Here is a 12,397-nt window from a genome sequence, read left to right as displayed (position 1 = left end):
GGCCCCCTCCGGTCGCCGTCGACCGGATGCGGGGAGTCTCTCACGAAGAACCCCGGCCCGACGAGAGCGGACCGGGGTTCGTGTCGGCGGACGCGACTCAGGCGAGGGAGCGCTCGGCCGCCTCGACGACGTTCGTCATGAGCAGCGCCACGGTCATCGGGCCCACGCCGCCGGGGTTCGGCGACAGGAAGCCCGCGACCTCGGCGACGTCGGGGTGCACGTCTCCGAAGACCCGCTGCTTCCCGGTCTCGGGGTCGGTCTCGCGCGTGACGCCCACGTCGAGCACGGCCGCGCCGGGCTTGACGTCCTCCGCGCGGATGAGGTGCTTGACGCCGGCTCCCGCGACGATGACGTCGGCCTCGCGCAGGTACGGCGCCATGTCGGGCGTGCCCGTGTGCACCTGGGTGACCGTCGCGTTGACGTCGCGCCGCGTGAGGAGGAGCCCCATGGGGCGGCCGATCGTCACGCCGCGGCCGACGACCACGACGTGCTTGCCGTTCAGGTCGTACCCGTTGCGCACGAGCAGCTCGATGACGCCGCGGGGCGTGCACGGCAGCGGGGTGGCGATCGGCGCGTTCACGTTGAGCACGAGACGGCCGAGGTTCGTCGGGTGCAGGCCGTCGGCGTCCTTCGCGGGGTCGATGCGCTCGAGCACGGCGTCCGTGTCGATGTGCTTGGGCAGCGGCAGCTGGACGATGTAGCCGTGGCACGTCGGATCGGCGTTGAGCTCGTCGATCAGCGCCTCGACGTCGGCCTGGGTCGCGTCAGCCGGCAGCTCGCGCTGGATCGAGTTCATCCCGATCGCCACCGACTGCTTGTGCTTCATGCCGACGTACAGCTGCGACGCGGGGTCGGCGCCGACGAGCACGGTCGCGATGCCGGGCGTGACGCCCTTCGCCGCGAGGGCGGCGACCCGCTCCGCGAGCTCCGCCTTGATCGCGGCCGCGGCCGCCTTGCCGTCGAGAATCTGTGCGGTCATCCGTCTTCGTCTTCCCTCGTTCGTGGGTCAGAACCCGTCGAGACTAGTGCCCGTCGTCGAAGCCAGCGCGGGGAGCGCTGGCTTCGACGACCAGGGCTAGTCTCGACGGATCGGGGCGCCTCAGACGCCCGCGTAGCCCTGGCCGACCTGCTCGAGGCCGGGGTAGAGCGGGAACGCGTCGGCGAGCTTCGCGACGCGCTCGCGCAGGGCGTCGACGTCGGCGCCGGGGAGCAGCGCGAGGGCGATGATGTCGGCGACCTCGGTGAACTCGGCGTCGCCGAAGCCGCGCGTCGCGAGCGCGGGCGTGCCGATGCGGAGGCCCGACGTGACCATCGGCGGGCGGGGGTCGTTCGGGACGGCGTTGCGGTTGACCGTGATGCGGATGTCGTGCAGGAGGTCCTCCGCCTCCTTGCCGTTGATCGCGGCGTCGCGCAGGTCGACGAGCACGAGGTGCACGTCGGTGCCGCCCGAGCGGACCGCGATGCCCGCGTCCTTCACGTCCTGCTGCGAGAGGCGATCGGCGAGGATGGCCGCGCCGCGGACGGTGCGCTCCTGACGATCCTTGAACTCGGGCGTCGCGGCGAGCTTGAACGCGGTCGCCTTGGCGGCGATCACGTGCATGAGCGGGCCGCCCTGCTGACCCGGGAAGACGGCCGAGTTGATCTTCTTCGCGATGTCGGCGTCGTTCGTGAGGATGAAGCCCGAGCGGGGGCCGCCGATCGTCTTGTGCACGGTCGACGAGACGACGTGCGCGTGCGGGACGGGGCTCGGGTGGACGCCCGCGGCGACCAGGCCGGCGAAGTGCGCCATGTCGACCCAGAGGTACGCGCCCACCTCGTCGGCGATCTCGCGGAACGCGGCGAAGTCGAGCTGGCGGGGGTACGCCGACCAGCCGGCGATGATGACCTTCGGCTTGTGCTCGAGGGCGAGGCGGCGCACCTCGTCCATGTCGACGAGCGAGGTCTCGGGGTTCACGCCGTAGGCGACGATGTCGTAGAGACGGCCGGAGAAGTTGATCTTCATGCCGTGCGTGAGGTGGCCGCCGTGGTCGAGCGAGAGGCCGAGGATGGTGTCGCCGGGGCGGGCGATCGCGTGCAGCACAGCCGCGTTGGCGGTGGCGCCCGAGTGGGGCTGGACGTTCGCGAACTCGGCGCCGAACAGCTCCTTGGCGCGGGCGATCGCGAGCTCCTCGGCGACGTCGACCTCCTCGCAGCCGCCGTAGTAGCGGCGGCCCGGGTAGCCCTCGGCGTACTTGTTCGTGAGCACGGAGCCCTGCGACTGCAGCACCGAGACGGGCACGAAGTTCTCCGACGCGATCATCTCGAGGAAGCCGCGCTGGCGATCGAGCTCGCGCTGCAGCACCTCCGCGATCTCCGGGTCGACCTCGGCGAGGGGGGCGTTGAACAGCGGATCGGTCATGGCGATCTCCAGACGACAGACGAAAAGGGGTCATCGCATCGGCCCAGGCGTGCGGTCGAATGCCGTCTCGGTCGCTTCCCGGTGGTGCACCACCTCAACGCCAGTCGCGACGCGAACAGCATAGCCGACCCGAGTCGGATGGCCGCGGTCGGGTGGATGTGGGAGGGTCGGGAGCATGGGGACCGTGATCCACTCGACGCTGCTCGTCTCCGACCGCCGCGCGGAGCGCGACGGCTGGATCCGCTTCGAGGAGGGACGCGTCTCGTCTCGCGGCGACGGAGACGGATGGCGCGCCGCAACGCAGACGGGCGATGTCGTCATCGACGCGGCCGAGATCGCGGGCGACGGCGCCGTGCTCACGCCGGGGCTGATCGACCTGCACGGGCACGGCGGTGCGGGCGCCGCCCACGAGGACGGGGCGGACGCCATCCGGACGGCACGCGCTCTGCACCGGGCGCACGGCACGACGCGAGCGGTCATCTCGCTCGTGACCGCCTCCGTCGACGACCTCGAGGCGCGCGTCGCCGCCATCGGGCGCCTCGCCCAGCACGAGGACGACATCCTCGGCAGCCATCTCGAGGGGCCGTTCCTCGACCCCGGCCATCACGGCGCGCATGACCCCGAGCTCCTGCGCCACCCCGACGCCGACACGGTCGCGCGCCTGCTCGCTGCGGGCGAGATCGGCGGAGCCCAGACCATCCGGCAGATCACGATCGCCCCCGAGCTGCCCGGCGCGATCGACGCGATCCGCGCCATCTCAGCGGCGGGGGTCATCGCGGCGATCGGGCACACCGACGCCGACGCCGACGCGACCGCGGCGGGCGTCGACGCCGGTGCGACGCTCGTGACGCACGCCTTCAACGCGATGCCGGGCATCCACCACCGCCGGCCGGGGCCCATCCCGACCGCCGCGCGCGACGACCGGGTCGTGCTCGAGCTCATCGCCGACGGCGTGCACGTCGCCGACGCCGTGATGCTCATGCTGCTCCGGGCCGCGCCGGGCCGGGTCGCGCTCGTGACCGACGCGATGGCGGCGACCGGCATGGCCGACGGCGACTACGCGATCGGCGCCCTCGACGTGGTCGTCGAGCAGGGCGTCGCGACGGTGCGCGGCACCGACACCATCGCGGGCTCCACGCTCACGCAGGACGTGGCGCTCCGCCGGGTCGTCGGGCTCGGCGTCCCGCTGCCCGACGCGGTCGGGGCGCTCACGGCGACGCCCGCCAAGGTGCTGCGCCGCGACGACCTCGGCACGCTCCGCACCGGGGCGATCGCCGATGCGGTTCTGTGGAGCCGCGAGCTCGAGGTCGCGCGAGTCTGGACCGCGGGCGCCGTGCGCTGAGGCGTCCGGAGAGAGATCAGGGGCCCGGACCCCTCCCCCGAGTGTCCGAGCCCCTCGTCGCGAGCGGCGATGCCGCCTCGCGAGACCTCCGACCCGAAGCTCCCCAGCAGCTGGGCGGAACGTCCCTCACCGCATGAGACGGCGGTGGGGCGGTTTCATTACGCGACTTCCGAGAAATTTGTCGAACTCCGGATGTGACCGTGCCATCGGGCGGAAAATCCCCCGTGAATCCCTACATCGGGGTGGCGGAGCCGCCCGATCCGCGGGAGGATGTTCACCGGCCTGACGACCCGACGTCGGCCGCACGCGCACCCGCCGCCACCGATGCGACGAGGGGTGTGCCCACCGACACGGACCCGCACCTATGACCACAGACGACGAGAACCTCAGCGACGGCGAGGCGCCGGCATCGGCGACCCCCGACGCGGATCTCGTCCTCCGCACCCGCTCGGGCGACCACGACGCGTTCGGCGAGCTGTGGCGGCGCCACTACCGATCGGGCATCGTCGCCGCGCGGTCGATCACGTCGAGCCTCGACGCCGACGACCTCGTGCAGGAGTCGTACGCGAAGATCTTCCAGTCGATCCAGCGCGGCAACGGGCCGACCGGCTCGTTCCGCGCCTACCTCTTCACGACCATCCGCAATGTGGCGGCGTCGTGGGGCCGCGCGCGCACGGAGGCGACGAGCGACGCGCTCGAGGAGGTCGAGGACCCGGAGTCGACCGAGGAGGCCACGGACGAGGCGCTCGACCGCAGCCTCACCCACACCGCCTTCCGCAGCCTGCCCACGCGCTGGCAGGAGGTGCTCTGGTACACCGAGATCGAGCAGATGAAGCCCGCGGAGATCGCACCGCTGCTCGGCATGAAGGCGGCCGCCGTCTCGCAGCTCGCGTTCCGCGCCCGCGAGGGGCTGCGCGAGGCGTGGATCCAGGCGCACATCGCCTCCGTGGAGGACGGGTCCGCGCACGCCTGGACGATCGAGCGCCTCGGCGCGTACACGCGCGGCAACCTCGGATCGCGCGACCAGGCCAAGGTCGACGCGCACCTCGGCGAGTGCGCGCGCTGCGCGATCGTCGCGTCGGAGGCGAAGGAGGTCGGCAGCCGACTCGCGCTCGTGCTCCTGCCGCTCACGATCGGCGTCACCGGCACCGCCGGCTACCTCGCCTCGCTCCAGCGCGACGAGTCGGCGCTCGTGGCGCTCGCGGCCATGCCGTCGTCGGTGTACGAGGGCGCTGTGGCGGTCGCGGGCGGAGCCGTCGGCGCCGGAGCGGCGACCGGCGCGGCAGCGGATGGCGCCGCCAAGTCGGTCGGGTTCGCTGCGGCGGGCGGCGGATCAGGTGGATCCGGAGGATCGGCCGGCGGGTCGGCGTCGAGCTCCGCGTGGACGATCGGCGGACTCGTCGGCGCCGGGATCGCGGCGGCCGCGGTCGCGGGTACGGTACTCGCGGCGACGCTGACGGGCGGCTTCGCGGGATCCGCGAACGAGGCCGCGTCGGCATTCGAGGACGCGGCGCAGCCCGACGCGTCGATCGAGGCCTCCGACGAGCTGCTCGCGCAGACCCCGGCCCCCGAGGAGCCGATCGCTCCCCCGGTCGATGAGCCCGCGCCATCCGCTTCGCCGACCCCGACGCCGACGCTCACTCCGGCGCCGGCTCCCGAGCCGAGCGCCGAGCCCCAGCCGTCGGCCGAGCCTCAGCCGTCGGCCGAGCCCACGCTCGAGCCGCAGCCGACCGCCGAGCCGGAGCCGTCAGAGGCGCCGTCGCCCGAGCCGAGCGCCGAGCCCCAGCCGACGGCCGAGCCTCAGCCGACCGTCGAGCCCCAGCCGACAGCCGAGCCCACGCTCGAGCCGCAGCCGACCGCCGAGCCCGAGCCGTCAGAGGCGCCGTCGCCCGAGCCGAGCCCGTCGGAGGAGCCCGCGCCGAGCCCATCGGACGAGCCGTCGCCCGAGCCGACGCCGCAGCCGTCGGAGCCCGCACCGGAGGTCGAGAGCCCCGCGCCCATCGGCTTCGAGCGTGCGTCCGTCGTCGATGCACGCGAGCGCATCGTCCAGGTGGACGTGACCGGCGAGCCCGGTGAGCCCGTGGCCGTGACCGAGTCGAGCTCCGCGCCCGCTGCGGCCTCTGCGATGCTCCTCCTCACGGCGGCCGACGCGGATGCCCTCGCGGAGGGCGAGTTCTCTGCCGACGGCGTCGCGGAGCTCCAGTTCGCCCTCACCGCCGTCCAGGTGATGGACGACGTCACGCTCGAGATCGCCTATCGCGACGTCGAGGGCGAGTCGTTCGTCGCGTCGCTGTCGACGCTGGGCGTGCGCGATCCGCTGCTCGAGGCCGTCGAGCCCGAGCCGACTCCGACTCCGACGGTGACGCCGACCGCGAGCCCGACGCCCACGCCGGAACCGACGCCGACTGAGACGCCGGTGCCCCCGAAGCGGATCGACATCGGCGCGGCGGTCGATGTCGACAAGAACGCCGGAACCGTCGAGTTCGCCGTGACAGGCGAGGTCAGCAAGCAGGTTTCCGTGTACGTCAACGGGTCGACCTCGTCCGACGACTCGCGAACGCTCGATGCTGAGGGGAAGGCCACGCTCACCATCGCGCTCGGCCCGGGCGAGGTCCGAGACGATCTGCCGATCGAGGTGCGCTATCGGGATGGCGCCCTCGCGGGCCTCGAGGACCGCACGACGCTGGGCGAGCTGATCGATATCGAGGATGTGGCGATCGACGATCCGCTGCAGCTGAGCGCTCTAGGCGACGATGTCGACAGCACAGCGACGCTGGTCGTGAGCGGGGAACCCGACGCGCGGGTCGAGGTGTTCCTAGCGGAACGGCGGCTCGGCACAACCCAATTGGCGGGCGGGACGTCGACCATCGTCCTTCCGCTCACGCGGGAGGACGTGAGGTCCGACGTCGCCGTCGTCGCCCGCTACGCGGCAGCGCACGCCGTCGCGCCTCCGGTCGAGAACACCGTTCGCGAGCTGAACCTCAGCGGGCTCCTGGACGCGTCGCTGCAGGTTGGCACGCCGAATGTCGATCCCGAGCGTGAGAGGTTCACGGTCGTGCTCCCGCTCGTCGGCGAGCCGGGCGAGAGTGTCGTCGTCGACGTTTATGGAACTCGGACGGTCGTCCCCCTTGCGAATCCTGGTGGGAACGCCGTGTTCGCTTTCGAGCCGCAGCTCTCCGAAGACGGCCTCGCGCTGAGCGATCCGATGGCTCGGGTGACGCTTAGCTACGCCCGCCAGGAAGTGTGGGGCAATGGCGCATCGGAAACGCTTGCATCGCTCGGCGTTGAGGAACTTGTCGCTCCACCGACCCCGCTCACAATCGAGTCCGCCACGAGCGGGCTGCCCACCGACCCCTTCGACGCCGACGCACTCCTCCCTGTGACCACGACGGTTGAGATCACGGGCAGGCCATACTCCGCCGCTCGATTGATCTACTCCGGCGACGCTGTGTGGCGCGGGGTGCTCGACGGATACGGTAGGGCAACGGCGAGCTTCACGAAACCGGCGGGCGAACTTCTTCTCGATGTGGTCGCGCAGCAGGACACCATTCAGTCCGAGTACGAGGACACAGCACATGGTGACGCATCTCAGCCTGTGCGCTTGTCTTCGTTCATCTCGACTCTGACCATCCCACTCCTCTGACCCGGCTACCCTCGTCGGAGTGACGGACAATCCCTACGGGCCCGAGTGGGTGCGGCACGATGCGACCGCGGCCGACGGCATCCGACTCGCGTACTGGACCGCGGGGCAAGGCGCACCGCTCGTGCTCATCGCGGGTCAGGCGGTCGATCACCGGTCGTGGCAGATCGTGGGGCCGGGGCTCCTCCGCGATCGGCAGATCGTGATCTTCGACCACCGCGGCATCGGCGACAGCGAACTGGGCGAGGCCGAGCGCTTCACGACGCGGCTCTTCGCCGACGACATCGTGCACATCCTCGACGATGCGGGCATCGAACGAGCGGACGTCGTCGGGCATTCGATGGGCGGCCGCGTCGCGCAGTGGCTCGCGATCGACCATCCCGAGCGCGTGCGCAAGCTCGTGCTCGTCTCGACATCGGCCGGTGACGCGCACGGCCCGCGGCGTTCCGACGAAGCCGACCGCGCCATCCGCTCGCGCGACCGGAAGGAGGTCGCGTCGGTCTTCTGGGACGAGGCGCAGGACGACCTGGTGCGGCTCCTCGCCGTCGGCCGCGACCGCACCGCCCTCGCCCGGCACCACCGCGCCAGCCGCGCGCACGACACGCTCTCCGACCTGCCGCACATCACGGCCCCGACGCTCGTGCTGCACGGCGAGCTCGACGCCCTGACGCCGGTCGAGAACGCCCGAGCCCTCGACGCACGCATCCCGGGCGCGCGTCTGACCGTGATCAAGGGCGCCAAGCACGGCGTGCTGCTCGACGGCGGGATCGGGATGCAGATCGCCGACCGGTTCCTGCGCCGCCCGCTGCGCTCGGCCCTGCCGGAGGCACCGGCCGACCGGTAGCGTCGAGTCATGGTCACACCTCTTCGCATCGCCGTCACGGGCGCGGCCGGTCAGATCGGCTACAGCCTCCTCTTCCGTCTCGCGAGCGGCGGTCTCGGCGACCGCCCGGTCGAACTCCGCCTGCTCGAGGTCACGCCCGCGCTGCCGAAGGCGGAGGGCGTCGCGATGGAGCTCGTCGACTGCGCGTTCCCCCTTCTCTCCGGGATCGACATCACCGACGATGCGCGGCGCGCGTTCGACGGAGCCGACCTCGCGCTCCTCGTCGGCGCCCGCCCGCGCACGGCCGAGATGACCCGCGGCGATCTCCTCTCCGCCAACGGAGCGATCTTCACGGCCCAGGGTCAGGCGCTGAACGACGTCGCAGGCGACGACATCCGCGTGCTCATCACGGGCAACCCCGCGAACACCAACGCGCTGATCGCGCAGCGGAACGCGCCCGACATCCCGGCCGAGCGCTTCTCGGCCCTGACCCGTCTCGACCACAACCGCGCTCTCGCGCAGCTGGCGCTCAAGACGGGCGCGCCGGTGTCGGAGATCTCGCGCATGACGATCTGGGGCAACCACTCCGCGACGCAGTACGCCGACCTGTCGCACGCCGTGGTGTCAGGCCGGCCCGCGCTCGAGCTCGTCGACCGTCCGTGGGTCGAGAGCGAGTTCCTGCCGACCGTCGCGAACCGGGGCACGGCGATCATCGAGGCGCGCGGATCGTCGTCCGCAGCGTCCGCGGCGAGCGCCACGGTGGATGCCGCGCGCGACTGGCTGAACGGCACGGCCGAAGGCGACTGGACCTCGATGGCGGTCGTCTCCGACGGGTCCTACGGCGTGCCCGAGGGACTCGTGTCGTCCTTCCCCGTGCAGACGGAGAACGGCGGATGGCGGATCGTGCCCGACCTCGAGATCGACGGCTTCTCGCGCGCCCGCATCGACACGTCGGTCGCCGAGCTCGCCGACGAGCGCACGGCCGTGCGCAAGCTCGGGCTCATCCCGTCCTGAGTTGATGGTGGTTCCTCCCGAGACGAGCGGGGCGCGGCCCCCGGAGGCGGGCGGGCGCTGGCGAAGCTCCGTCCTCACCGGTCCTCGTGGCAGACGCCTGTGCCTGGAGCTCGCCGCACGCGACGACGCGGTGTGGTCGGCGCTGTTCGAGGCTGCACGTTCGCGCGACAAGGGCGAGGTCGCCCTGCGGCCCACGAGCGATCTCGCTGAAGCCATCGAGCGAACGCAGCGTTCCGGCTGGACAACGGAGGAGCTCGCGAGTGCGCTGGTCACGAGCGTCGACTCGGCAGTGTACTGGCAGCCTCCGCGGACGGAGGACGACGTCGCCGGGCTCGAAGGCGTCCGCGCCTCGCTGCGTGCAACCGCCGACGAGGTGGAACGCGCGGCACCGTCGTGGTGGTCATCGCCCCGACGGCACATCCAGTGGACGATCGACTGGCAGGATGCGGGCGGCCCTGCGCCTCCCGCACGCCCGGCCGCCGATGCACTGCGTCGCTGGCGTGCGCATGTGCTCGCCGATGAGGAGCGTGCGCGTCGAGAGCGCCCGACGGAGCTGGCCGCGCCCCTGAGCGGCGAGTGGGATTCCATTCCTCGTGATGTTCTTGCGACCACGGGCGAGATGGACGACGGCGTGCCCGCGGGCCTGCGCCTCGTCGAGGACTTCCTCGGGTTCGAAAGCGCGACGGCGATCCCCGCAATCGGCGATGGTCGGACGTACGAGATCGCGCGGGAGGAAGACTGGACCGAGCTCTGCCGCCGATACCCGCTCGACGTCACCGCGTCGCGTCGACACGACTGGTTCCGCGCCACCGGTCGCGATGGCCGCTGGCTCATCCCCGATTGGTCCCGTGTCGCGTCCGATTGGGACGCCGTGCATCTGACGGTCGAGTGCTACCTGACGTCGGCGACGCGTCCCATCGCCGTCGACGCAGAGTGGGCGAGCGTGATCGCCGGGTGGACGCCCGACGTCACCTTCTGGCTCACCGACAGCGCGAGCGTCGGGGAAGGCGGCCGCGTCGACTGGCGTGTCGACGCGGGAACGGCCCCGTACACGTGGTCGCGGATCTGACATGACGCTTCCGCTGCCCTCGCCCGCCCGACACGGGGGCGGGCAGGGCTTTCATCCTCAGCGCCGGCGGCTGTTGCCGAACAGACCCCGGATCACGCTGTTCACGAGCGTCGTCGCCGCCGATCCGATGACGCGCTCGACCACGCGGTCGCTGCTCGACCGCGTGGTGCGCCGCGTCGTCGTGCGGCTCTTGGTCGACTTCAGCAGGCGGTCGTACTCCTGCTGCGCCTTCTTCTCGATCGCGGCCTTCTGCTTCTCGTACTCGGCGTCGGCCTTCGCCTTCTCGAGTGCCTTCTCCTCGGCCTCCGCGGCCTCGGCGGCGGCGTTCATCTTCGCCGTGAGCATCTCGTACGCGGATTCGCGATCGACGGGCTCGCCGTACTTGGGCAGGAGCGTCGACGACGCGACAGCCTGCTCCACGACAGCGGCGGGCGACGCGTCCATGAGCCCCTGCGGTGCGCGCACGCGCGTCCACGCGACGGGCGTGGGCGCACCCTTCTCGCTCATGACGGTGACGATCGCCTCTCCGGTGCCGAGCTCCTGCAGCACCCGCTCGAGGTCGTAGCCCGACTTCGGATACGTCCCGACCGTCGAGCGGAGCGCCTTCGCGTCATCCGGCGTGAAGGCGCGCAGCTGGTGCTGCACGCGGGAGCCGAGCTGCGCGAGCACGTCGCCATCGACATCCTTCGGGGTCTGCGTGACGAAGAAGACGCCGACGCCCTTCGAGCGGATGAGCCGCACCGTCTGCGTGATCGCCGCGAGGAAGTCCTTCGACGCGTTCTTGAAGAGCAGGTGCGCCTCGTCGAAGAAGAACACGAGCTTGGGCTTGTCGACGTCGCCGACCTCGGGCAGCAGCTCGAAGAGCTCGGCGAGGAGGTACATGAGGAACGTCGAGAACAGCTCCGGTCGATCGGCGACGCCCGGCACCTCGAGCAGGGAGACGATGCCGCGGCCATCCTCGGCCGTCCGCAGGAAGTCCTGCACATCGAACTCGGGCTCTCCGAAGAAGACGTCGGCGCCGCCCTCGGCGAACGTGATGAGCTCGCGCAGGATGACGCCGGCAGTCGCCGACGACAAGCCGCCCAGCCCCTTGAGCTCGGCCTTACCCTCGTCGCTCGTGAGGTACTGCAGCACCGCGCGGAGGTCGGCGAGATCGACGAGCGGCAGGCCCTTCTCGTCGGCGTAGTGGAAGACGAGCCCGAGGCTCGACTCCTGCGTGTCGTTGAGACCGAGCACCTTCGACAGCAGGAGCGGCCCGAAGCCGGTCACCGTCGCGCGCACGGGCACGCCCGTGCCGATCCCGCCGAGCGCGAAGTACTCGACCGCCGCCGCCTCGGGCTTCCAGTCCTGGCCGATGCCCTTCGTGCGGGCGAGAAGCTTGTCACTCGGCTCCCCCGGCGTCGCCATGCCCGTGAGGTCGCCCTTGATGTCGGCCGCGAACACGGGCACGCCCTTCGCGGCGAGCTGCTCCGCGAGCCCCTGCAGAGTGCGGGTCTTGCCCGTTCCCGTCGCTCCGGCGACGAGGCCGTGCCGGTTGAGCATCGCGAGCGGGATCCGGATCTGCGCGTCGGCGAGCGGCTCCCCGTTCACGAGGGCGCCGATGTCGAGCGTCTCCCCCTCGAAGGCGTAGCCGTCGACGATGCGCTGCACGTCGCCCGCGTCGAGCGGCCCGTCAGACGCCGCGGGCTTCGCGGGTTCCTCGGATGGCTCGGGCTCGGGCTCCGCGGATGGCTCGGTCTCCGGCGCGGACTCGGGCTCGGGCTCCGCGGATGGCTCGGTCTCCGGCGCGGACTCGGGCTCGGGCTCCGCGGATGGCTCGTCCGCGGCGGACGGCTCGTCCGCGTCCTCGGCGGCCGGCTCGGCATCGTCCTCGGCGGCCGGCTCGGCGCCATCCGCCCCTCCGGCACGTGCCGCGGCGGCTTCTGCGGCGGCGAGCTTCGCGCGGGCCTCCGCGGCCTTGAGAGCGGCTTCGGCGGCCGCGGCCTCCGCGCGCAGTCTCTCGAGTTCGGCGGCAGCGGCGTCAGGAGCGTTCTCGGGGCTCATGGCCACAGCCTAGCCAGCGCGGGTCGCCCGACGCGGGACACGACGCAGGAACTCCCGGGGCCCGGCGC

At 71.9% G+C, this 12,397-nt stretch carries 8 protein-coding genes and 1 riboswitch; of the genes, 5 read left to right on the top strand and 3 right to left on the bottom strand.

Features of this window, described 5'->3' with window-relative positions; translation table 11 throughout:
• Positions 1-97 precede the first annotated feature (97 nt).
• On the bottom strand, positions 98-979 hold the full coding sequence (locus tag ACOWU6_RS08565) for a bifunctional methylenetetrahydrofolate dehydrogenase/methenyltetrahydrofolate cyclohydrolase (protein WP_324014106.1): 882 nt from the start codon (positions 977-979) through the stop codon (positions 98-100).
• A gap of 120 nt (positions 980-1,099) precedes the next feature.
• Positions 1,100-2,398, bottom strand: a complete 1,299-nt coding sequence (gene glyA, locus ACOWU6_RS08560) for a serine hydroxymethyltransferase (protein WP_324014105.1) — start codon at positions 2,396-2,398, stop codon at positions 1,100-1,102.
• A 34-nt stretch (positions 2,399-2,432) separates the two neighbouring features.
• A riboswitch (ZMP/ZTP riboswitch) is annotated at positions 2,433-2,516 on the bottom strand.
• Between the two features lie 57 nt (positions 2,517-2,573).
• Between glyA and ACOWU6_RS08555 the strand changes: the two genes are divergently transcribed.
• From ACOWU6_RS08555 to ACOWU6_RS08535, 5 genes are all read left to right on the top strand, one after another.
• Positions 2,574-3,740, top strand: coding sequence for an N-acetylglucosamine-6-phosphate deacetylase (locus ACOWU6_RS08555; RefSeq protein ID WP_421075431.1), 1,167 nt, complete (start codon positions 2,574-2,576; stop codon positions 3,738-3,740).
• Between the two features lie 364 nt (positions 3,741-4,104).
• Positions 4,105-7,383 carry a sigma-70 family RNA polymerase sigma factor gene (locus tag ACOWU6_RS08550; RefSeq protein ID WP_421075430.1) on the top strand — a complete coding sequence of 1,093 codons (3,279 nt, stop codon included), beginning with the start codon at positions 4,105-4,107 and terminating at the stop codon, positions 7,381-7,383.
• A 19-nt stretch (positions 7,384-7,402) separates the two neighbouring features.
• A complete protein-coding gene (locus tag ACOWU6_RS08545) occupies positions 7,403-8,224 on the top strand; it encodes an alpha/beta fold hydrolase (RefSeq protein WP_421075429.1) in 822 nt (273 codons plus the stop codon).
• Positions 8,225-8,233: 9 nt separating this feature from the next.
• A complete protein-coding gene (locus ACOWU6_RS08540; protein WP_421075428.1) occupies positions 8,234-9,217 on the top strand; it encodes a malate dehydrogenase in 984 nt (327 codons plus the stop codon).
• Between the two features lie 4 nt (positions 9,218-9,221).
• Complete coding sequence (locus ACOWU6_RS08535) at positions 9,222-10,286, top strand: hypothetical protein (RefSeq protein ID WP_421075427.1); 1,065 nt, start codon at positions 9,222-9,224, stop codon at positions 10,284-10,286.
• 57 nt (positions 10,287-10,343) lie between these two features.
• Here the strand turns inward: ACOWU6_RS08535 and ACOWU6_RS08530 are convergent, their stop codons facing one another.
• Complete coding sequence (locus ACOWU6_RS08530; RefSeq protein WP_421075426.1) at positions 10,344-12,329, bottom strand: helicase HerA-like domain-containing protein; 1,986 nt, start codon at positions 12,327-12,329, stop codon at positions 10,344-10,346.
• Between the last annotated feature and the right edge of the window lie 68 nt (positions 12,330-12,397).

It is taken from the genome of Microbacterium sp. SA156 (assembly GCF_049065455.1).
In the GTDB taxonomy this organism is placed as follows: Bacteria; Actinomycetota; Actinomycetes; order Actinomycetales; family Microbacteriaceae; genus Microbacterium; species Microbacterium barkeri.
This window is presented reverse-complemented; position numbering and strand designations above follow the sequence as displayed.

Bases quoted from the DNA above. Each gene is read 5' to 3' on its own strand.
- ACOWU6_RS08535 (WP_421075427.1), top strand. From the start codon at position 9,222: ATGGTGGTTCCTCCCGAGACGAGCGGGGCGCGGCCCCCGGAGGCGGGC.
- ACOWU6_RS08550 (WP_421075430.1), top strand. From the start codon at position 4,105: ATGACCACAGACGACGAGAACCTCAGCGACGGCGAGGCGCCGGCATCG.
- glyA (WP_324014105.1), bottom strand. From the start codon at position 2,398: ATGACCGATCCGCTGTTCAACGCCCCCCTCGCCGAGGTCGACCCGGAG.
- ACOWU6_RS08540 (WP_421075428.1), top strand. From the start codon at position 8,234: ATGGTCACACCTCTTCGCATCGCCGTCACGGGCGCGGCCGGTCAGATC.
- ACOWU6_RS08530 (WP_421075426.1), bottom strand. From the start codon at position 12,329: ATGAGCCCCGAGAACGCTCCTGACGCCGCTGCCGCCGAACTCGAGAGA.
- ACOWU6_RS08555 (WP_421075431.1), top strand. From the start codon at position 2,574: ATGGGGACCGTGATCCACTCGACGCTGCTCGTCTCCGACCGCCGCGCG.
- ACOWU6_RS08565 (WP_324014106.1), bottom strand. From the start codon at position 979: ATGACCGCACAGATTCTCGACGGCAAGGCGGCCGCGGCCGCGATCAAG.